Origin of the sequence: Pseudoalteromonas luteoviolacea H33-S (genome assembly GCF_001625695.1) — a bacterium.
Taxonomy (GTDB): domain Bacteria; phylum Pseudomonadota; class Gammaproteobacteria; order Enterobacterales; family Alteromonadaceae; genus Pseudoalteromonas; species Pseudoalteromonas luteoviolacea_B.
Genome location: NZ_AUXY01000051.1, coordinates 144,398 through 165,959, shown reverse-complemented (window position 1 = coordinate 165,959; position 21,562 = coordinate 144,398). Strand labels below are relative to the sequence as shown.

The 21,562-nt window shown below is 43.3% G+C and carries 25 protein-coding genes and 1 riboswitch; of the genes, 5 read left to right on the top strand and 20 right to left on the bottom strand.

What is annotated here, in order from left to right:
• Window positions 1-18 precede the first annotated feature (18 nt).
• On the bottom strand, window positions 19-945 hold the full coding sequence (gene xerD / locus N477_RS04480) for a site-specific tyrosine recombinase XerD (protein WP_063360179.1): 927 nt from the start codon (window positions 943-945) through the stop codon (window positions 19-21).
• A gap of 77 nt (window positions 946-1,022) precedes the next feature.
• Between xerD and fldB the strand changes: the two genes are divergently transcribed.
• Complete coding sequence (gene fldB / locus N477_RS04475) at window positions 1,023-1,544, top strand: flavodoxin FldB (protein WP_063360180.1); 522 nt, start codon at window positions 1,023-1,025, stop codon at window positions 1,542-1,544.
• A gap of 35 nt (window positions 1,545-1,579) precedes the next feature.
• Here fldB and N477_RS04470 read toward each other — a convergent pair whose 3' ends face one another.
• A complete protein-coding gene (locus N477_RS04470; RefSeq protein WP_063360181.1) occupies window positions 1,580-2,089 on the bottom strand; it encodes a hypothetical protein in 510 nt (169 codons plus the stop codon).
• Between the two features lie 40 nt (window positions 2,090-2,129).
• Window positions 2,130-2,828 carry a tRNA1(Val) (adenine(37)-N6)-methyltransferase gene (locus tag N477_RS04465; protein WP_063360182.1) on the bottom strand — a complete coding sequence of 233 codons (699 nt, stop codon included), beginning with the start codon at window positions 2,826-2,828 and terminating at the stop codon, window positions 2,130-2,132.
• Between the two features lie 67 nt (window positions 2,829-2,895).
• On the opposite strand from N477_RS04465, the gene srmB reads away from it, so the two are divergent.
• Both srmB and N477_RS04450 read left to right on the top strand, forming a co-directional pair.
• Window positions 2,896-4,128 (top strand): ATP-dependent RNA helicase SrmB, encoded by a 1,233-nt coding sequence (gene srmB, locus N477_RS04460; RefSeq protein ID WP_063360183.1) that lies wholly within the window; start codon window positions 2,896-2,898, stop codon window positions 4,126-4,128.
• A gap of 522 nt (window positions 4,129-4,650) precedes the next feature.
• Window positions 4,651-5,445, top strand: a complete 795-nt coding sequence (locus N477_RS04450; RefSeq protein ID WP_063360185.1) for a hypothetical protein — start codon at window positions 4,651-4,653, stop codon at window positions 5,443-5,445.
• On the opposite strand, the gene N477_RS04445 is transcribed toward N477_RS04450, so the two are convergent.
• Genes N477_RS04445 through yaaA form a run of 3 tightly spaced genes read right to left on the bottom strand, consistent with a single transcriptional unit; the run spans window position 5,402 to window position 7,598 of the window.
• Window positions 5,402-6,577: an MFS transporter gene (locus N477_RS04445; RefSeq protein ID WP_063360186.1), complete on the bottom strand. Its 1,176-nt coding sequence runs from the start codon at window positions 6,575-6,577 to the stop codon at window positions 5,402-5,404. The two genes, N477_RS04450 and N477_RS04445, sit on opposite strands and share 44 nt — an antisense overlap.
• A 32-nt stretch (window positions 6,578-6,609) precedes the next feature.
• Window positions 6,610-6,822, bottom strand: a complete 213-nt coding sequence (locus tag N477_RS04440) for a hypothetical protein (RefSeq protein ID WP_063360187.1) — start codon at window positions 6,820-6,822, stop codon at window positions 6,610-6,612.
• Entirely contained in the window at window positions 6,819-7,598 is a 780-nt protein-coding gene (yaaA, locus tag N477_RS04435) for a peroxide stress protein YaaA (RefSeq protein ID WP_063360188.1), read from the bottom strand. The genes N477_RS04440 and yaaA overlap by 4 nt, the downstream gene beginning before the upstream one ends.
• 291 nt (window positions 7,599-7,889) lie before the next feature.
• Here yaaA and tal point away from each other — a divergent pair, with 291 nt between their 5' ends.
• Together tal and N477_RS04425 are read left to right on the top strand one after the other, a co-directional pair.
• Window positions 7,890-8,840, top strand: a complete 951-nt coding sequence (gene tal / locus N477_RS04430; RefSeq protein ID WP_063360189.1) for a transaldolase — start codon at window positions 7,890-7,892, stop codon at window positions 8,838-8,840.
• A gap of 455 nt (window positions 8,841-9,295) precedes the next feature.
• A complete protein-coding gene (locus N477_RS04425; RefSeq protein WP_039611677.1) occupies window positions 9,296-9,487 on the top strand; it encodes a DUF3545 family protein in 192 nt (63 codons plus the stop codon).
• 78 nt (window positions 9,488-9,565) lie between these two features.
• On the opposite strand, the gene ung is transcribed toward N477_RS04425, so the two are convergent.
• From ung to nqrE, 14 genes are all read right to left on the bottom strand, one after another.
• Window positions 9,566-10,225: a uracil-DNA glycosylase gene (gene ung / locus N477_RS04420; RefSeq protein WP_063360190.1), complete on the bottom strand. Its 660-nt coding sequence runs from the start codon at window positions 10,223-10,225 to the stop codon at window positions 9,566-9,568.
• Window positions 10,222-11,076 (bottom strand): cobalamin-binding protein, encoded by an 855-nt coding sequence (locus tag N477_RS04415; RefSeq protein WP_063360191.1) that lies wholly within the window; start codon window positions 11,074-11,076, stop codon window positions 10,222-10,224. The genes ung and N477_RS04415 overlap by 4 nt, the downstream gene beginning before the upstream one ends.
• Window positions 11,076-11,675: a cob(I)yrinic acid a,c-diamide adenosyltransferase gene (gene cobO / locus N477_RS04410; protein WP_063360192.1), complete on the bottom strand. Its 600-nt coding sequence runs from the start codon at window positions 11,673-11,675 to the stop codon at window positions 11,076-11,078. The genes N477_RS04415 and cobO overlap by 1 nt, the downstream gene beginning before the upstream one ends.
• Before the next feature lie 9 nt (window positions 11,676-11,684).
• The gene (locus N477_RS04405; protein ID WP_063360193.1) at window positions 11,685-13,154 is read right to left on the bottom strand and encodes a cobyric acid synthase; all 1,470 of its coding nucleotides are present in this window, start codon (window positions 13,152-13,154) and stop codon (window positions 11,685-11,687) included.
• Window positions 13,151-13,693, bottom strand: a complete 543-nt coding sequence (gene cobU / locus N477_RS04400; RefSeq protein ID WP_063360194.1) for a bifunctional adenosylcobinamide kinase/adenosylcobinamide-phosphate guanylyltransferase — start codon at window positions 13,691-13,693, stop codon at window positions 13,151-13,153. Before cobU ends, N477_RS04405 begins: the two co-directional genes overlap by 4 nt.
• The gene (gene cobS, locus N477_RS04395) at window positions 13,690-14,466 is read right to left on the bottom strand and encodes an adenosylcobinamide-GDP ribazoletransferase (protein WP_063360195.1); all 777 of its coding nucleotides are present in this window, start codon (window positions 14,464-14,466) and stop codon (window positions 13,690-13,692) included. The genes cobU and cobS overlap by 4 nt, the downstream gene beginning before the upstream one ends.
• Window position 14,467: 1 nt before the next feature.
• A complete protein-coding gene (gene cobT / locus N477_RS04390) occupies window positions 14,468-15,523 on the bottom strand; it encodes a nicotinate-nucleotide--dimethylbenzimidazole phosphoribosyltransferase (RefSeq protein ID WP_063360196.1) in 1,056 nt (351 codons plus the stop codon).
• Window positions 15,524-15,534: 11 nt separating this feature from the next.
• Complete coding sequence (locus N477_RS04385) at window positions 15,535-16,527, bottom strand: FecCD family ABC transporter permease (RefSeq protein WP_063360197.1); 993 nt, start codon at window positions 16,525-16,527, stop codon at window positions 15,535-15,537.
• Entirely contained in the window at window positions 16,524-17,348 is an 825-nt protein-coding gene (locus N477_RS04380; RefSeq protein WP_063360198.1) for an ABC transporter ATP-binding protein, read from the bottom strand. The genes N477_RS04385 and N477_RS04380 overlap by 4 nt, the downstream gene beginning before the upstream one ends.
• Before the next feature lie 83 nt (window positions 17,349-17,431).
• Window positions 17,432-17,568, bottom strand: a riboswitch (cobalamin riboswitch).
• Window positions 17,569-17,574: 6 nt separating this feature from the next.
• Complete coding sequence (locus tag N477_RS04375; protein WP_063360199.1) at window positions 17,575-18,174, bottom strand: histidine phosphatase family protein; 600 nt, start codon at window positions 18,172-18,174, stop codon at window positions 17,575-17,577.
• Window positions 18,175-18,221: 47 nt separating this feature from the next.
• The gene (nqrM, locus tag N477_RS04370) at window positions 18,222-18,434 is read right to left on the bottom strand and encodes a (Na+)-NQR maturation NqrM (RefSeq protein ID WP_039611686.1); all 213 of its coding nucleotides are present in this window, start codon (window positions 18,432-18,434) and stop codon (window positions 18,222-18,224) included.
• Between the two features lie 139 nt (window positions 18,435-18,573).
• Window positions 18,574-19,605: an FAD:protein FMN transferase gene (locus N477_RS04365; RefSeq protein WP_063360200.1), complete on the bottom strand. Its 1,032-nt coding sequence runs from the start codon at window positions 19,603-19,605 to the stop codon at window positions 18,574-18,576.
• A 99-nt stretch (window positions 19,606-19,704) separates the two neighbouring features.
• Window positions 19,705-20,931: an NADH:ubiquinone reductase (Na(+)-transporting) subunit F gene (nqrF, locus tag N477_RS04360; RefSeq protein ID WP_046354406.1), complete on the bottom strand. Its 1,227-nt coding sequence runs from the start codon at window positions 20,929-20,931 to the stop codon at window positions 19,705-19,707.
• Between the two features lie 19 nt (window positions 20,932-20,950).
• A complete protein-coding gene (gene nqrE / locus N477_RS04355) occupies window positions 20,951-21,559 on the bottom strand; it encodes an NADH:ubiquinone reductase (Na(+)-transporting) subunit E (protein WP_039611689.1) in 609 nt (202 codons plus the stop codon).
• Between the last annotated feature and the right edge of the window lie 3 nt (window positions 21,560-21,562).

Sequence of the window (21,562 nt, the reverse complement as noted above, 5' to 3'; positions counted from 1 at the left end):
AACTACAATAAAATTCCATTAAGCCCTAGGATGATGTTGCTCGTGCAGAGATTTTAAACGCTCACTAGCAACATGGGTATAAATTTGTGTCGTTGACAAGTCACTATGACCCAACATCATTTGCACAACGCGTAAGTCTGCTCCATGATTCAGCAAGTGTGTTGCAAATGCATGACGTAACGTATGTGGAGATAATGGAGACTTAACATCAGCCAACATAGCATAGTGTTTGATTCTATGCCAAAAAGTTTGCCGCGTCATGCCGATGCCGCGCTTTGAGGGAAAGACAAAATCGTTAGCATGCTTAACCATTTGAGGTCTACCAACACTTAAAAACTGTTCTACCCAGCGCAACGATTCTTCACCCATTGGCACCATGCGCTCTTTGCCGCCTTTACCCTTCACTAACACAACAGCTTGACGCAAGTTGATTTGCTCTATCCTCAGACCAACCAACTCAGTCACTCGAAGGCCCGTTGCATACAGCAGTTCCAACATGGCTTTATCTCTAAGCCCCATTGCATCTTCAATATTCGGCGCATTCAACAGTGCCTCAACCTCTTGCTCTGAAAGCGTTTTTGGTAAAGATTGCACTGTTTTGGGTTGTGCAATATTCACAAGTGGACTTTGGCTAATTTTTTTGTGGTTTACCCAGTAAAGATAAAATCGCTTCAAGGCACTAATCGATCTGGCTGTACTTCTTGGTTTAAGGCCCAGATCAACGCGATGTGCTAAATAAGCCTCTACATCTGCCACACTGATGGCCAATATATCTTGGCCTTCGAGCTGCGTCTGTATAAAGCTTGAAAATTTCTCCAAGTCTGTGCGATACGCGGAAATGGTATTGTCACTCAATCCCTGCTCTAAAAATAAGGCGTCTAAGAATGATTCTATCGGGTCAAAATCATCCTCTTCTATTTCTGATATGGTTTCTTGTTCGTTCACGGGCTGCCTGTATCAATTGATTAAACCTTAAGGTAGACTGCCCCCATATAATAACAGCCATTTGAGTGAAGAATACAATGCAAATCGGGTTATTTTACGGTTCAACAACCTGTTATACAGAAATGGCCGCTGAAAAAATACAAGAAATCATTGGTAAAGATGTCATTTCTTTACACAACATCAAAGATGAACCACTGAAAAATGCAGAGCAATTCGACTTTATAATCTTTGGTATTTCAACGTGGGACTTTGGTGAATTACAAGAAGACTGGGAATCTCATTGGGACGACATCGATGGTGTTGAACTCAGTGGAAAGACCATTGCCTTATTTGGCATGGGCGACCAGCAAGGTTACGGTCAGTGGTTCCAAGATGCGCTGGGTATGCTACATGATAAAATTGCCCCTCAAGGCGTTAATTTCATCGGCTTTTGGCCAAATTCCGATGACTATGAGTTTGAAGCATCAAAAGCACTGACAGGAGATGGAAAACACTTTGTCGGTTTGGCTTTAGATGAAGACAGCCAATACGAAAAAAGTGATGAGCGTATCGCAACTTGGATTGAACAAGTTATGACCGAGTACGCAGCGACACTATAAAAACGTTTGAGCGGGCACACCCGCTCACACAGCCTTCAAGCCCAAGAAACCTGCCTTATCCACGTCTGCATTTTTGGAAACCCTTGCTCTTTGCAGCTCATCTGATAAGCACCTAATAGCGGATGACCGATACCTCCACCTTGTTCAAACGCACTAATTAAGTTTTGGCTATTGCCTCTGTATCCCGCGTCATGAAATACAACATCAAGAGAAAATCCGAGATACTTTGCAGCCGCGACTGACCAAGCTGTTGCCGCCATTTCCTCCCCCATCATTTGCTGTTTTGGGCGTTGATGCTTTAATCCGGTTTTATAAATATCACCATCTAAAAGGTGTCGCTCTTTTGGTTCGCACACGGCGTAATGCCCAGCTTCATGCAATATATCACCTGGGTAAATCAGTTTATCCAAGTCGATTTCTAACATCCCTTGGTTATGTCTAAGCCCGGGTAAAAAAGTCTCTTGTGCAAAACTTACCACCCTATATGGCAAAGCAATGTCGTCTAAAAAGCCTAAAACTCGCTTTATCTGTTGTGCGCGCTCCATCACACTCTCCATTAATTTTGCATACGCTCGTGCACAGCTTTTACATTTTTAGATAAAAAGCACGACACAAATGCGTATATTCTGCACTGTATTGATTATTGCCATCATAAATACACAAAGACTCTGTCACCAATGCCTGCTCTACTTTGGATATTTCAAACATGATCCGTGACACAGGTTTAGAGGGCGTCGTTTTCACGTCACATTGACGAGTCAAAAACAACCCTTGTGATTGTGCTTGCTCAATAAACCCATGTGCACCATCTGCAGGTAATATAATAGCCAGCCTGCCACAATCAGTGGACAGACGCAAAAACGATGAAATTAAATCTGCAAAGCTCAGACTATCTGTATGCCTTGCTAAATTCCTTTGCACATTCTCTCCTTTCAAGCTTGCTTGAAAATAAGGTGGGTTGCTGAATATCAAATCAAACTTGTCCGGCGACTCAAATTCTTGCACGGCTATACGATGTAATCGAATATCTGGCCACGGCGAGCACGCAATATTCTGGCTTGCATCTTTACTTGCCAGCTCATCTATTTCAATCGCAGATAATGTTAAGTCAGGTAACCGCTGTTTTACCATTAAACTCAACAACCCGGTACCCGTACCCACATCAAGTACATTTTTCGCGTTATCGAGCGATAACCACGCTCCAAACATGATCCCATCCGTTGAAACCTTCATTGCGGCATGGTTTTGGTCAATTTTAAATTGTTTAAATGCAAAGCTTGCCATATTGCACCTTTTAGAAAACGCCAAGCACAAGTATAATTCCGCTATTGTCCTTTATTTGTGATGCATTATGCAATTTTCTGAATTTGACCTTGATGGCAAGGTACTCTCTGCCATAAAAAAAATTGGTTATACAACCGCCACCAGCATTCAACAGCTGGCTATTCCTGAAGCGCTACTTGGGCGTGACATTCTTGCATCAGCGCCCACTGGCACAGGAAAAACAGCCGCTTTTCTTATTCCTGCGATTCAATACTTGCTAGATTTTCCAAGAAAAGATCCAGGGTTTGCACGTGTCTTAATTATGACACCCACCAGAGAGCTTGCCTATCAAGTACACGAACAGTGTCAGGCACTTGCAGAAAACACCCATTTGCGTATTGGTGTTGTCACAGGTGGTATCAACTATGGCAGTCACAAGGAAATCTTCGAAAAAAACAATGATATTCTGATAGCAACCCCGGGTCGCTTAATGGAATACTTGGAAACCGAAAACTTCCACGCTGACAACGTCGAGCTACTGGTTCTCGATGAGGCCGACCGCATGCTAGATATGGGCTTTAAAAAAGAGATGCTACGTATCTGTGAAGAGGCTAAAAACCGCCGTCAGGGCTTCTTATTCTCCGCAACACTTGAAGGTGATAGCGTTGAGTTATTCGCTGAACGCATGCTCAATGACCCTGCATTACTAGAAGCAGAGTCATCGAGAAAAGAAAAAGGCAAAATCCACCAGTGGGCTCATCTTGCCGACGACTACACCCATAAATTAGCGCTACTAACGCACTTACTAAAAAGCGAAGAAGTCGAAAAAGCCATTGTTTTTGTTAAAACTCGAGAGCGTCTAGAGCAGTTAATTGGTGAGCTATATGCTAATGAAATCAAGACGACTTGGCTACGAGGTGAGATGCCGCAAGATAAGCGCATGTCAGCCATGGCGAGCTTCCACAGTGGTAGAACCAACATCCTAGTTGCAACAGACGTTGCTGCACGAGGCATCGATGTTCCCGACATAACGCACGTAATCAACTTTGATATGCCACGCACTGCAGATATTTATGTTCACCGTATTGGCCGTACAGGTCGTGCAGGCAAAAAAGGCACCGCTATCTCACTGGTTGAAGCACATGATGCTGAAATTTTAGGTAAGGTCGAGCGTTATACAGATCAAAAATTGAAACGCCGTGCCATTGAAGGACTAGAGCCGAAGCACAAAGAAGCTAAGGCACCGAAAAAGAAAAAAGACGCAGCAAAAATTAAAGCCAAGAAAAAAGCAGCTAAAAGTAAAAGTAAAAAGAAAAAATAATAAAAAAGCCCCGGTAGGGGCTTTTTTGTATGTAACAACTATTATCTAGTCAATACAATATATAAATTAGTTCCGGACATGAGCAAAGGCTAAAGTTGGAAAGCCAGAACGACACGTTGAGCTGTCATCAGGGACCCAAATTGATACTTTTTTTTGCATAGCCTGAGCTGCTAAAAATATAGAAAGAATAGCTTCCGCATTCTTAATCTTTGTTGAGTCCCAACGTATTGAGTTCTGCCCCTTATTTGGGCAACTATTTGAACTGGGAATATCTCCCTTGGGAATATAGATATAGCAAACACTATTGTTTACATTACACCCAACACTGGTAATTAAAGTATCAATTTGTTTTGCGTATGTAACACTGGAGGCTAATATAGTTAGTGAAAAAATAATTCTTTTAAACAATTTACTTATATACTTATTTTTTAACTTTAAACATATCAGGAAAAGCAAATATAAATCAAAAAAATTGCAAAACTATACAGTTAAATTCGTAAAGTATATTAATGGGGAAAGCATATGGAAAAATATCAAAAAGTAATTTTGGAAAAATATTTAGCGGAGCTACGCCTGCTTGTAGATCCTCAACTCATAGCAAAGTACCCCTACTTTGCAGACAAGCCCTACCCACTAGGTCGCTGTAAAGAAATCCGCAATGCAATACTGGAGTTACTTCTAGAACGTCTCGCTATGCCCATAATACCTAAACCGTTGCAACTACTAGAAAGAAAAATAAGCTTAGGGTATACATTAAAACCTGTTTGGGGCTCTTTAAGAGATGAATATTTCCAAAATGCGATTTTAATTGACGATTGGTATATTGATGCTGCAAACGATACCGTGAACCCCAATAAACCTCGCGTTGAAATTGTAAAACTCGCCGAAAGTGGCTTTAGCGCCATCTCAAGCTTTGAGCAGTTTTGTACCATTGCACAAAAATACTGGCAGGTCACCCTGTATCAAAACGATCTCTTTCCGGCACTTGCGCCGTTTTTACCGCTCGTATGCGTCAATCAACAAGGCGCTTGTTGGCTAGGTGCAGCCAATGATGACATGATCTCATTGGCCAGAGAATCAGAATTCAGATTGAGCGAGCGTATTCTCTCTACGCTGCCAAATACCCCACAGCACATTAAAACCGCTTGGTACACTCAATATGGCCATCTCACAGACCATTTATTACAGCGTACTGAAGTAGAACCCAAAACATTTTGCCAGTCATACCGAACGCAACATAAAGACTCAGATTTATTATTCCGTGATGCGGTCGTTAAAGCTTACTTACAACTGGCGAAGGGGGTGAATATTGCTTAAACCAAGCAGAGGCCAGCAACGCCAGCACGACGATTGGAATTGACCCTATGTTCAGTGCTTGCCAGCCAATTTCACTTTCAAGCCAGCCAGCAAAAAGAGATGAAAGCACCACCATACTAAATACAACAAATTCATTTGCCGCTTGTGATTTTGCGCGCTCATGAGGCTGATATGTCTCGCTGACTAATGAAGTCGCACTGATAAACATAAAGTTCCAACCTACGCCCAGCGCAAACAGTGCAATTAAGAAATGCCAATGGCTCACCCCCAGCAAGTTGATGACTGAACAAGTCAACATCAAAATACAGCCGACAATGATCACCACCACAGGGCTAGATTTCTCTATCAACTTGCCGGTAAAAAAAGAAGGTAAAAACATGCCAAGCACATGCCATTCAATCACTAAAGCCGACTGTGCCAGATCAAAACCGTGGCGATGCATTGCCAGTGGAGTCGCCGTCATCAATAAGTTCATCACTGAATAACTGATCATGCCAATAAATGCGGCAATCATAAATTGCGGCTGAGTAATTATACTTTTAATGGGTCTTTGTTGAAGCTGGCTTTGTTGGCCTGAGACTTCATTGAACGTGACCAGCTGTAATAAAGTCAGAGCGAGCAAATACACACAGGTCAATGCCAAAAATGAATTTGCAAAATTAATTTCAGGCAAGTAGTGATTCACCCATACCGCCAAATTCGGCCCAAGCACTGCAGCGATAACGCCACTGGCCATGATCATCGAAATCGCACGCGCGGGTTTGTCACTGACTTCTATGGCCGCAAAACGATACAAAGTTGCGAAACCAATTCCTATGCCAATTAAAAATGTGGCTAAACAAAACAAATAAAACTGACTATTTATCAGTGCCAAATAGCCCAATATCGCACCTGATGTACCAATAATATTGCCTATGCTAAAGCCTAACTTTCGGCCTGTTTTCGCCATCACCAATGATGCAGGTACAGTTGCAAGCAATAACCCAAGCATTTGGGTCGCGATTGGCAAAGTGATCAAGGTATCAGAAGCACTTAACTTTTGGCCAACCAAAGCGCTAATGGTGACCAATAAAATATTGCCCGTGGTCATCAATCCTTGGCAGCATGCCAATAAAAAGACATTTTTATTCAAATTCTCTAGCCTTTATTGAAGGGCAATAATAATCAATACACTTCTGGGTTTGGTGTCATTTCACATATTGATTCAACTTGGCATTGCTGTGCACATGACTGTGTTAGTCCATCTTCTTTACAGATACTAAGACACTCTTGTTGCTTATGCTGACATGAGATTTCACCATTGGAACTTGTCAATGAGACTCGAGTGCTACATCCTTGTAATAAAATAAAAAGTGCGATTATTATTGTTGTTTTCATGACTGTTCTTCTCTCAAGAATACCGGTTCATTGGCTTTTACAGTTGCCTCTTCGCTAAAGTAATAACCCGCAACATCGAAAGCCTTAAGTGCTTCGATATTATCGACATTATTCTCCATAATATATCTGGCCATCATGCCACGGGCTTTTTTCGCATAGAAGCTGATCACTTTATATTGGCCGTTTTTACAGTCTTTAAAAACTGGCGTTATAATTTCACCATTAAGCGCTTTTTTATTTACCGCCTTAAAGTATTCATTTGATGCCAGGTTAATGAGCTTGGCAGAGCCAGACTCTGATAACGCTTCGTTAAGCTTTTCAGCAATCACCGTACCCCAAAACTCATATAAGTTTTTACCACGTGTGTTCGCCAATTTTGTGCCCATTTCTAGACGATAAGCTTGCATCAAATCAAGTGGTTTTAATACACCATAAAGGCCAGACAAGATCCGTAAATGCTGCTGTGTATAATCAATAACTTCTTCTGATAATGTGGTCGCATCAAGACCTGTATACACATCACCGTTAAAAGCAAAAATCGCCTGTTTTGCATTCTCCAAAGTGAACGGCTGCGACCAATCGGCAAATCTCGCCGCATTTAAACCAGCCAGCTTATCGCTGATTTTCATCAAACTACCGATTTCTTGAGGACTTAAGTCACGACAGACTGAAATTAATGCTTCAGAATGCGTCAATAACTCAGGTAAGGTGTGGCGCATTGTTGGCGCACTAGAGTCGTAATCGAGATTTTTTGCGGGTGAAATAACCGTGATCATTGATAGCCTATTGACTTAAATATTGATTAATGTCAATTTCAACACTATCCACAGTTGATCGCAAGCGTAAAATCTTTCGCTCTTAGTTGTTCAAACAAATAACCGCAAGGTAAGACCGCACCTTTACTGTGGGTATACATCACTCACCTAATCATAACAATAACCAAACAGGCTAAGGCAAGCCATATGATAATCTATCATGAGGACATTTGACCTATAAAAGCTGATCACGGTATTGCAACATAAGGTGTGTAATTTATTTAAGCTGCAAAAATTAGGAATGAGGACAGCATGACTTCAGCATTAGATAGGCTAAAACAGCATTCATCGATCGTGGCCGATACAGGTGACATCGAAGCGATCCGTAAACATCAACCGGAAGACGCAACAACAAACCCTTCTCTTTTATTAAAAGCGGCGCAGACGCCTGCCTATCAGCCGTTTCTAAAACAAGCTTTAGATTACGCAAAATCGCAAGAGCAAGATGAGCAAAAGCAAATCGAACTCGCTTGTGATTATTTCGCGGTTTTAATCGGTAAAGAAATTGCTAACATCGTACCGGGTTATATCTCAACAGAGGTAGATGCACGTTTATCATTTGATACTCAGGCAACGATTGCAAAAGCAGAGCAGCTACTTGCGCTTTATGCTGAGCAAGGTGTAAGCAAAGATAAGATCTTAATCAAAATCGCATCGACTTGGGAAGGTATCAAAGCAGCTGAAGCACTTGAAAAGCAAGGCGTAAAATGTAACCTAACACTGCTATTCAGCCAAGCGCAAGCACGCGCATGTGCAGATGCAAACGTATTTTTAATTTCACCTTTTGTTGGTCGTATCCTTGACTGGCATGTAGCAAACGGTGTTGATAAGCCAACTGATCCGCTAGACGATCCAGGTGTTCAGTCTGTTCGCACTATTTATGATTTTTACAAGCGCCATGGCTACAAAACAGTGGTTATGGGCGCAAGTTTCCGTAACACAGGTGAAATCGTTGCACTAACAGGTTGTGATAAGCTGACTATTAGCCCTGCGCTACTAGAAGAGCTAGGCGAGTTACCAGCAACTGAAGATTACTTGCTAGAAAACGCACAAGCGTCTGAAGACAAGCCTGCACCGCTTACAGAGAGCGAATTCCGCTGGTTACATAACCAAGATGCAATGGCAACAGAAAAACTTGCTGAGGGCATCAGAGCATTCGCTCACGCACAAGAAATCTTAGAGTCTGAAGTTAAATCACTTTAAGGTTAATTGATAGAAAAGCTGAGTACAGTTCACTCAGCTTTTCATATCCACACCAAAATCCCCGCTCGGTTTAAATTTCTTTACATTTATTTTAAGCGACGATTTAAACAACGCGTCCCCACCCAAACTAGATAACCTTCGCCAACAGCTAACATACCTAAACACTGTGATTCCCCTGAATAGAAACTATTGTATTTCAAGATAATATAGTTCAAAAATCCAACTCATTTAGCTACTCGATGTACAACCTCTATCAAGAGAGACATGTTTTTTCTCAAACATACGGATTCTTTGTTTGTCATCAAAGTGTCACTTTGTTTTCACTTTAAAGACATATTTGTGTTTTATTTTTCTACTGTCTGTGGTATACCAGCATTACTCAAGTGTGTTTTTCATGCAAATGGGGTAATGCTTAAGCACATGTTTTGAGGTTAGTACATCAATAGGAGATATTCATGGATAGCCTAGACGATATGATTGAAGTTGTAGAAAGTCCAGAACCGAAAAAAAGAGCCTCTTCGAAGGGGAAAAAAAGAAAATGGCGTGAAATTGAAGCGCTAAAAGACAGACAGCGCCTTCGTAAGGAATTGGAAGAACTAGACATATTCGCAGACAGTGTCGACTTAGACGAACTCGATTTTATATAGCAAAAAGGCTCTTTTACAGAGCCTTTTTGTTTGTCTGTACATACCCACTGACATGCTTGGCATGTCAGTTATCAGGTATCATATTTGCCAATCGATGGGAGATTTATCCATAGATTGTAGTAATGCGTTGGTCTTGGAGAAATGTTGACAGCCAAAAAAGCCTCTGTGCGCAGACAGCGGTGAAGGATGTGGCGCATGCAAAACATGATGTCGTGATGTGTCAATTGATTTACCTTTCTTTTGCGCGTGTGCGCCCCAAAGTAAAAATACCACACCCTCGCAGTGCTCATTTATGGTATTTATCACCACATCGGTGAAACGTTCCCACCCTAGTTGTTTGTGAGAATGCGCCTGACCTTGCTCAACAGTCAACACCGTATTTAACAGCAAAACACCTTGCTGAGCCCACAGCAATAAATAACCATGATCGGGAATTTCAAATCCCTCAATGTCGTTAGCCAGCTCTTTATACATATTTACCAAAGAGGGAGGCACCTTTACGCCAGGCAACACAGAAAAACATAAACCATGGGCTTGGTCAGGACCATGATACGGATCTTGACCTAATATCACGACCTTTATATCCTCAAGAGCTGTTTCATCTAGCGCTGCAAACACCTGTTCATCCGGCGGAAACACGGTCACGCCTTCACTACGTCTTTGCGCAACATGTGCCAAAGTTTCCTGAAAATAAGGCTGTTGCTTTTGCGCTTCAATAAGCGATTGCCACGATATCATAGTCGCTTTCCATAATATTTTCTTGAAGCATGGAGTTTATCACACATATCTTGTACTCCCTCAAGCATACGCGTACTAAAGCGATGCAATAAGTCAGCGTCAACTTCGATATATTGCCCATGCTTTACTGCTGGTATCTCTGTCCACTTTTGCCATTGTACTTGCTGTGGTTGCTTTGCGGCTTTCTCATTTGGAATAATGATCACTTGAGGATGCTTAGCAATCACATTCTCAAGGCTTATCTGCGGATATTCAGTGGCAGCCTCTGCAAAGACATTGCGTACACCGCACATATTGAGCGTCTGATGTATCCAAGTTTTACCATTGGTCGTCATCAGTGGAGAAGGCCAAAGTTGATAAAATACATCCAAAGACGCTTTGCCTTGAAACTGCTTAATTATTTGCTGATAGCGTTGATTAAACTTATTAGCAAGCTGCTCTGCCTGCGCTTTATGCCCGGTAAGCTCGCCTAGTTTGATTAACTCTGTCGGTACTCGACGTATGTCTTTAGACACACTGTATGCAATCGGAATACCCAATGACTTTAACTTTTCGATATCCGCTTCTTTATTACCATTTTTCCAAACAATGACCAGATCAGGTGCCAGCGCAAGTACTTTCTCTAATTGGATCCCATGGTATCCGCCAATTCGAGGGATACGATTAGCAGCCTCTGGATAATCCGCATACTCCACAGTACCTACAATTTTATCGCCAGCCCCAATCGCATATAGATTCTCAACGATATGCGGTGCCAATGCGATGATCCGGCTAGGTTGCTTACTATCCTGCGCGAAACAACCAGCAGACAGTAACAAACTCAGAAGCAGCCACCAAGTATACATGGCCATTAGTAATCAAATCCTTTTTGTGCCTGAATGCCAGCTTCAAAAGCGTGTTTTACATTTCTCACTTCACTGACTGTATCTGCAAGCTCAGTCAGTCTGCGGTGCGCGCCGCGACCTGTGATGATCACTGATTGCATTTTCGGTCGATTACTGAGCGCTTCAATCACCTCATCAAGGTCTAGATAATCGTAACTCACCATGTAAGTCAGCTCATCTAGCAAAACCAAGTCAATATTCTCATCTTGTAACCATGCTTTTGCATGCTGCCACGTTGCTTGTGCAGCTTGCGTGTCGCTTTCTCTATCTTGTGTTTCCCACGTAAAGCCCGTTTTCATTACTGCAAATGGGACACCCGCATTCTCTAATAAATTGCGCTCACCGCATTCCCATGTGCCTTTAATAAATTGCACCACTGCTGCATTCATACCATGCCCAACACAGCGGGCAACAGTACCAAAACCAGATGTTGATTTGCCTTTACCATTACCGGTGATCACCTGCAAGATGCCCTGCTCAATATTCGCTTCAGCGACCTTTTGGTCTACTTGCTCTTTTACTTTTTGCTGTCGCGCTTTGTGCTTATCTTGATTCTTATCCGTCATACTGGACTCCTATACCTTGAGTTCAAAAATCTTATCTATATCTAAATGCTGCTCACACATATCCGCTAATCTATCAAGCTGAGCTTCACGATGCTGCGCAAGATCAAAGCCATCAAAATCAAACTGCTCATCACATGCCCATTGTAAAATCGCACGGCTCGCTACAGGATTATCAAACAGACCATGCAAGTAAGTACCCGCTATCAAATTATCATCAGAAATAAAGCCATCTTTTTGCATACCTAATGGATGTTCATCAAAAGTGATAAATGGCTGCACTAGTGCCTCTCCGCGACTTTGACCACAGTGAATTTCATACCCAGAAATGGTGACTGCTTTGCCATTTAATAAGCAGTGCCCTGACACATTGGTTAGCTGCTTTTTTTCACCAAGCTCTGTAGTTAGTGCCGCCAAACCGAGTGCATTGGTACGAGCTTGAGTTGATTCTATATTCAACGGATCTGTAATTTCTTGCCCGAGCATTTGCAAACCACCACAAATACCCAACACCTTGCCTTGATACCTGATGTGTCGATTGATTTCTTTATCCCAGCCTTCGCTTCGTAAAAAGGCTAAATCATTGATGACATTTTTACTGCCCGGAATAATGATCAGATCAACACTGCCAATTTTCTCACCATGACGCACATATCTTAAATCCACTTTTTCATTTAATCTCAAACTGTCAAAGTCAGTATGGTTGGAAATGTGAGGTAGCAGTAAAACAGCAACCCGTATCATTGTATCGTCGGTACGATTCTCGATGGTAATTGCGTCTTCCGCATCCAGTGCCAAATCATGTAAGTAAGGTAAAACGCCTAACACGGGTTTGCCTGTATAGTCTTCAAGCCAGTCTAAACCGGATTGCAGTAAACTAATATCGCCCCGAAATCGGTTGATCACAAATCCTTGCACTAAAGCCTGCTCCTGTTCACTCAACAAAGCAAGCGTACCGACAAGGTGGGCAAATACACCGCCTTTATCAATATCAGCAATGATAATCACCGGGCATTTGACTTTACAGGCAAACCCCATATTGGCAATGTCGTTTTCTCGAAGGTTGATTTCAGCAGGACTCCCTGCGCCCTCCACCATGCAATATTGATATGCTTGCTCTAAGCGCTCATGGGACTCAATCACAGCCTGCATCGCGACCGCTTTATAATCATGATACTTGCCCGCTTCCATGTTGCTCAGTGCTTGGCCATGCACAATGACTTGCGCACCTGTATCAGAATTGGGTTTGAGTAAGATCGGATTAAAATCAACACTGAGTGGCACCTTTGCTGCCATCGCTTGCAGCGCTTGTGCACGACCTATCTCTCCGCCACAGGGCGTCACGGCACTATTGAGTGCCATATTTTGTGGCTTAAACGGGGCAACTTTAAGGCCCTTTCGAGCCGCTACACGGCAAAGGCCTGCAACCAGCGTGCTCTTACCCGCATCAGAAGTGGTGCCTTGCACCATCAATGTCTTCATTTTTGTTCACTTTTTAAATTCAATGCCAAACCTGCCATGACAAAATCAACATGATCTGCCACAGCTGCAATGTGTTGATGCAGACGACCTGATTCATCTACAAATTGACGGCTCAGCGCCCCCATAGGCACGATGCCATGGCCCACTTCGTTACTCACCAGTATGACCTTGCCTTTCGTACCTTGAAGTGCTTTGAGCAATTGAGATCTTTGATTTTCGTATTCTGGGAACTCAACCTCACACAAACCATAGGTCAGCCATAATGTTAAGCAATCAACCAGCGCGCATTGGAACGGTGATAACGCGGTAATGATCGGGGCGATATCCCATGGACACTCAATCACCTTCCAGCAAGAAAGCCTTGAAGCTCGATGGTGTGCAATGCGCTCAGCCATCTCCTCATCTTTACTTTGCGCGGTTGCAACATAGATAAGTTCTTTGACTGAGCCACTCTCCAACCAGCTTTGTGCTCTTTGCTCGGCAAGCGCGCTTTTCCCCGAGCGTGCACCACCCAAAATTAGTTCAACATGCTTAGTCATATTAGGCTTACAACCAAAAAGGTATAAATCATTAACTCTGAGATTTGCTGCGCTGCGCCCAAGCAATCCCCAGTGTAACCGCCCAACTGTTTTTTAAACCAATACTGGCACAAAAGACGGGTGAGCCATAAAGTGACGATTAAAGCAATCACTTGCCCAAACGTGAGCACTGAGCAGACAGAAGCAGCAGCGAGTACGACAATGCCTGTTAAGTATAAAATTGCACGGCAGGATAGCTGAAGACTCTTTGCCACAGGCTTAACTTTGCTCTGTGCATCTAGCTGTACATAAGACAACTTGCCAATCAAACTGGTCGCATTTAAACGGCTCAAAGACTGCGCCAACACAATCCCCCATAACAGAGCGAATAAGTTGCCGCTAAGGGTAAGCATCAAGTGAAATTTACTCAGCATTAAGATAAGCAGCGCAACACTGCCATAGGTACCCAGGCGACTGTCCTTCATGATCTCCAGCTTCTGCTGCTGACTCCAACCGCCACCAAAGCCATCCCAAACATCTGCCAACCCATCTTCGTGGAATGCGCCTGTGAGTAATAAGCTAGCACCGAGTGTAAATAGAATCGCCACACTCATTGGTAATACAAGCGACAAAACCCACATCAGGAGTGCCATCACCAAGCCGATGCAAACACCCACACTGGCAAAGTAACGGCTAGACTGATTTATATCGGCATCCGTAACAGACGCCGTTAATTTAATCGGGATCCGAGTTAAAAATATCACGGCCAATTTAAATAAAGACCACTGACTCATATCAGCCAACCACTTGGGTTACTTGCACTTGTGAAAAGCTTGCCATATCGTTATAAATGGCCAATGCACTTTGAATGATAGGCAGTGCTAACGCCGCACCGCTTCCTTCTCCTAAGCGCATATCTAACTGCAGTAATGGCTCTACTTTTAGCCACTCTAGCATCTTCTTATGCCCTTGTTCGTTGGAACAATGCGCAAACACCATGTATTGCTTCGCGTTGGGCGCCATCGAAATGGCCAACATAGCCGCAGCTGTCGCAATAAAACCATCCACTAAAATTGGTTTTTGCGCCTCAGCGACTGCGAGCATAGCACCAACCATATGGGCAATTTCAAATCCGCCAACGCTTTGTAAAATCTGTTTCGGGTCATTGCAGTCCAACTGATGAAGGTCAAGCGCCTGCTCAATCAGCAGCTGTTTTTTCACGACAATATCTTGGCTTACGCCTGTGCCCTGTCCGACAGTTGCTTTTGGCGGCAAATTACAAAGCGCAGAAAAAATGGCGGCAGCAGACGTGGTGTTACCTATCCCCATTTCACCAAACGCAAACAAATTACAGCCCATGTCCAACTCTGCTGCAACAAGCTGTTTGGCATTGTCAAAACTTTGCGCTAACTGAGCCTCACTCATCGCCGGTTGCAAATGAAATGGCGCAGTTGTTGCCCCAAGCCTGTTGTCAATCACATGACTGTTTTGAACAGGCTTAAGAATACCGCAGTCCACTATATTTAGACGCCAGCCCAGCTGACGGGCCAAAACACAAATTGCAGCCCCGCCACTGGCAAAATTAGCCACCATTTGGCCGGTGACTTCACTGGGCGCAATAGAAACGCCTTCGCTCGCAATACCATGATCGCCGGCAAAAATACTGACTGATGGATTTTCAACGATAAACAACTGCGCGGTCATTGTCTCTTTAGACATGCCTTGTGCGTAAATCAACACCAGTTGCTTTGCCAGTGCCTCCAACTTGCCCAGTGAGCCTTGAGGTTTTGTTTTTAAATCTAGTTTTTGCTGTACAAAATCACTGTGTGTTAAATCTAAAGCAGGGATCATATGGGCCTCTGTTAAATACTTGCCGCTCGCTTGCGAAACATAAGTAAAGATAAGAAAAAGACGCTACCTATGGCCGCAGTAATCACACCAATAGGCAATTCTTGGTTTTCTATGATTATTCGGGCTAGCACATCCACCCACAGCATCAATAATCCACCGCTTAAAGCCGTGACTAACATGCCTAATACACGCGCTTGAGAGATAAAAAACCGCACTATGTGTGGGATCATTAAGCCAACAAAGCCGACTCCGCCACATGCTGCGACTAAAACAGCCGTGATCAAAGAACTCACTAATAACATGCCCAAGCGCAACCTGTGTACATTAACGCCTAAAGTTACCGCACTTTCATCACCCAATAGCAACGCGTTTAAATGCCGTCTAAAGCAAACAACGGTCATAATTCCACTTAGCACTACAACAGCAGGCAACCACATCCACATCCAATCAGCACGACTGAAGCTACCTAAGCTCCAAAAAATAATGGCGGTAACCGCTTGCGGATCGCTCCAATATAAGAGCAAACTCGTAAATGCATTAAATAAGAAAGACAATGCAACGCCCGCTAGCAACATATTTTCGATTTGCGCAGTGCCCTTATGATATGCAATCAATAGCAGCAAACACATGGCGCAGACACTACCGATTAAAGCAGCGCCAGACATGGCAAGCGCACTTTGCATTCCAAATAATGTTAATAGCAACACCACACCAAAAGAGGCTCCTGAAGAGATACCAAATAGATAAGGGTCAGCAAGGGGGTTACGTGTGACTGTCTGTAAAATCAGCCCCGCTGTCGCAAGCCCAGATCCAGCCAAAAATGCAAGTACGGTACGCGGTAACCTCAGCTCGATAACAATTTTTTGTGCTAACTGGGTGTTGTCGTATGACCATAAGGCCAGCCAAACATCGTAAAAATCAACTTGCACTGCCCCGATACTTAGGGCGCACACAAAGCTAAATAAACATGCGAGTAACAATACACTGCTTGCAGCTAATCTCATGTTCGACCCCTCGATGATAGTTCGCCATCGTACGATAAGTGATATTGATAACGAATATGTGGGATCTCATGTTCACTCGCAGGACATGTTTGGAGGGTCACGTCGGCTTTGACACCAAAAACTTGTGCTAACATAGACTCGCTCACCACCTCTTTAGGCGTGCCATGAATAACAAGCTCTCCATGATTTAAAACTAACATTGCGTCACAGAGGGCTGAGGCTAAATTTAAGTCATGAAAAGAGGCGAGCACAGTGATCCCTAATGATTTAGCTAGCGCCATAATTTCGATTTGGTACTTCACGTCCAAATGGCTGGTAGGCTCATCCATTAAGAGTAAACTCGGGCGCTGGACAATAGCTCTGGCTATCATCACCCGCTGTTTTTCCCCCCCTGATAGAGACTCATAGGATTGCTTTTGTTTGTGTGTTAATCCGACCTTTAATAGCGCTTCTTGGATTGCCTGTTTGTCACGTAGTGACACGCTGGAAAATAAGCTTTTATGCGGTGTGAGGCCCATGGCAACAACATCAAAAACAGCGAGATTAAATTGACTTGGGATCTCCTGAAGCACTGCAGCGACTTTTCGAGCATAACTTTGGCGGTCATACTCACTTACATCTTTACCATTAATACTGATAGTACCGGATGTTGGACTTTGAAAACGGTATAAACATCTTAGTAAAGACGACTTTCCCGCCCCGTTAGGTCCGATGAGGCCAACACACTGACCCTCAGCAACTGAAAAGCTGATATTGGATAAAATTGATTTATTATTGATAACTAGATGCAAGCTATCGACTGATATTGGTGTTGCCGCCATAATTCCTCTACATGAGGCACACATCAGAATACCACTGAATCATAAATATGACTTGGTAAAATGACATGACCCAAGTGCGCCCGCTTAAGTCTTTATTCCAACCTTGGTATCTGGCTTTAAATGAGTAGTCATGCAATCATTTTTACAGTTGCGGGGACAGCTGAGGGTTTACACCTCATTCCCAAGTGATGTCGAAATAATTTTGTGTATTATGAAGTCTAGATGGCTAAAACACAACTTTAGGCCATACACTCCCCTGTTCATCATAGAAAACTGACACCTGAATGACCTTGCCATATCCAACTTCAAAGCAGTTTAAATGATTTACAGCGCCTTCCGGCAATGCAAGCCAGTGTGCCAGTAGCTGCTTCATAACCCCACCATGGGTTACAATGACGATTGTGTCATCACTGCTTTGAGATGTGAAAGTACGCCACCAAGCTTTAATTCGCGAATTAAAGCAGGCCATACTCTCTCCTTCTGGCGGTGTTACTGACCAAGGGTTTTGCCAAAAGTCGCCAACACTCGGGGAGCGAGTATGCTGCCAAAGCCACTCATAGCTTTTACCATCCCAATCACCAAAGTTCATTTCTTGCAGTGCATTAACGACCGCGAACTCTGCATCCAGCTTTTCTGAAAATGCTTTTGCTACAACCTGACATCGCAGTCTTGGCGAGCTGAGCACACGATTTGGCTTGGGTAGACTATGGAGTGTTTTTAGTAATTGGTTTTGACTTTGTTCAGTTAAAGGGGGATCGGTTTGCCCTAATAACTTACCGGATAATGTCGTTTCAGTATGACGAACAAAGTAAAGAGTTTGCAGCATATACTTGGAGATAATAAAAACGCAGGCTAGCCTGCGTTTTTATCTAATTATAGAATTTGGTTTTCGCGCCAAGATTGCTCTTTGGCTAAACGCTTTTTACGCTTATCACATGGGTCATCACAATCACAGATTTTATCGATACCCATTGAGCCTAAACCACCACAGCTACTTGCCATTGATTTTTTCTGAACGATTACACCCACAGCCATGGCTGCAGCGATCAAGATAAGTAACCCAAAGGTAAGAATAAATAGTGACATAGGCAAAGGCCCCTCAATAAACTAGCTTGGTCAAGTTCCAAGCAACTGACGGTGTATTGACAATATTATATATCTAAATCCGTCAAAGTTGAATGAATTTACCACACTAAAAGCAATGATATTTAACCGAATCCACTAATTACTTTTTTACATCTAAATACGGCTTAAACGCAGTGCTTGAGAATGTCTCTAGGCCGGCGTCTGTCTTACTGATCAAGTATACTGGTAGATTATGCTCTTCAGCATAAGTTCTTGCACGTTGCATTCCCATCACGGTAAGCGCTGTTGCCAAGCCATCAGCTGTCATTGCTGAAGGATGTAACACCGTCACAGACACCAAGTCATGGCGCACAGGTCTGCCGGTACCCGGGTCAATTAGGTGCGTAAATACCTCGCCATCCATTTCGTAAAAAATACGATAGTCCCCTGACGTGGCAATGGCATTATTGCCCGGCTCTACAACTCGGTGAATTTGACGCTGTCCTGCCGGTGCATCTGGTTTTTCAATCGCTATTCGCCAAGGTGAACCATCTGGCTTATTACCAGAGATACGAAGTTCTCCGCCAATCTCTACCATATAATTAGATAAGCCTTTTTTCTCAATCAACTCTGCAACTTTGTCAATGCCGTAACCTTTCGCCGTCGCTGAAAAAGATAATTCAAGATGTGGCAGTGATTTCGCCAGCCCTTCATCTGTCAACGCTAACTTATTTACACCGATATTTGCTTGCATGGCTTCAATGTCAGATTGTGAAGGTCTTTTGGTCGGTCTTTTATCTGGACCAAAGCCCCATAAATCAATCAGCGGCCCCATAGTCACATCTAAGGTTTTAGTCGACTCACCTAGGCGAATAGACTCTGCGATCACGGCACGAAAATCACTACTAATCGGCATTACCGTATTGGCTTCAAGGCGATTAAAGCGATTAATTTCTGAGTCGGGGATATAGGTAGACATAGACTGGTTAACTACAACAAGCGCTTCATCCACTTCTTGCTTAAAACGCTGCGCCTCTAAGCTCACCGGGCCTGGAAATACTTTAATGTTATAGGTAGTTCCCATGGTTTTGCCGTTAATTTCAACCGGCTTTTGTTGAGTTTGCTGTTGTCCACAAGCGGACAAAAAAAACATCAAAAAAATAACAGAGAATAAATAGCTGAGTTTTTGCATCTACTTTTTAGTCCTTAAAGCATATAAAAAAACCCCTAGGGAATGCCCTAGGGGTTTAATCTTATTAAATACGATTTATCATCATATCTAAGTTCCTAATTAACCACCGAAGTCATCAAGTAGGATGTTTTCGTCTTCAACACCTAGATCTTTCAGCATGTTGATAACAGCCGCGTTCATCATCGGTGGACCACACATGTAGAACTCACAATCTTCAGGCGCTTCGTGGTCCTTCAGATAGTTTTCTAGTAATACGTTGTGGATGAAGCCTGTGTAACCTTCCCAGTTATCCTCTGGTTGAGGATCTGAAAGTGCTACGTGCCACTGGAAGTTTTCGTTGTCAGCTGCTAGGCCGTCAAAGTCTTCTACGTAGAACATCTCACGCTTAGAACGTGCACCGTACCAGAAAGACATCTTACGGTCTGAGTTAAGACGCTTAAGCTGGTCGAAGATGTGTGAACGCATTGGTGCCATACCTGCACCACCACCAACGAATACCATTTCTGCATCAGTTTCTTTCGCGAAGAATTCACCGAATGGACCAGAGATAGTGACTTTATCACCTTCTTTTAGTGACCAGATGTACGATGACATCTTACCACAAGGTAGGCTTAGGTTATTTGGCGGCGGAGTCGCGATACGTACGTTAAGCATGATGATGCCAAACTCTTCTGGGTAGTTCGCCATTGAGTATGCACGGATTGTTTCGTCATCAACCTTAGACTCAAGGTTAAAGAAGCCGAAACGCTCCCAGTCGCCACGGTACTCGTCAGGAATATCGAAGTCAGCGTATTTAACGTGGTGAGCTGGCGCTTCAATCTGGATATAACCACCTGCACGGAAAGGTACAACCTCACCTTCAGGGATACCAAGCTTAAGCTCTTTGATGAATGTCGCTTTGTTATCGTTAGAGATAACTGTACATTCCCACTTTTTAACACCGAAGATAGACTCTTCTACTTCGATTTCCATGTCAGTTTTAACTGCAACCTGACACGCTAGACGACAACCTTCACGTGCTTCACCTTTAGTAATGTGGTCAAGCTCAGTTGGAAGGATATCACCACCACCAGAATGAACATGTACGCGACACTGGCCACAAGAACCACCACCACCACATGCTGATGAAATGAAGATACCTGCATCAGCTAGTGAGCCTAGTAGCTTACCACCTGGTGCTGAAGTAATTGCTTTATCTGCATCGCCATTGATGCCGATTGTGATGTCACCGCTTGGTACAAGCTTCGATTTCGCTGCGATGATGACTAGCACCAAGATCACAACGATAGCGATGAACATACTTACACCTAATACAATAGTTTCCATCGTATAGTTTCCTCGCTAATTAAAGTGAAATACCAGAGAATGACAAGAAGCCAAAGCCCATAAGACCTACAGTGATAAAGGTAATACCTAAGCCACGAAGACCGTCAGGGATGTCAGCATACTTCATCTTCTCACGAAGACCTGCTAGCAATACAATTGCAAGCGCCCAACCCACACCGGAACCCACGCCGAATACGACTGATTCTGTTAAGTTATAGTTACGCTCAACCATGAATGCTACCGCACCGAAAATCGCACAGTTTACTGTGATCAGTGGCAAGAAAATACCAAGTGCGTTGTATAGCGCTGGGAAAAACTTGTCCAAAGTCATTTCAAGAATCTGTACCAGTGCTGCAATTACACCGATGAAAGTCAAGAATTTCAAGAAGCTTAAGTCAGCCTCTGGGAAACCAAGCCACTCTAGTGCACCTGGTGCTAATACTGCGTGATAAACGATGTTGTTTACCGGTACAGCCACACCTAGTACGAAGATAACAGCAACACCAAGACCAAACGAGGTAGTTACTTTCTTAGATACCGCAAGGAATGTACACATACCTAAGAAGAAAGATAGCGCTAAGTTTTCAATGAAAACAGCTTTTACAAATAAGCTAAGATAATGTTCCATCTT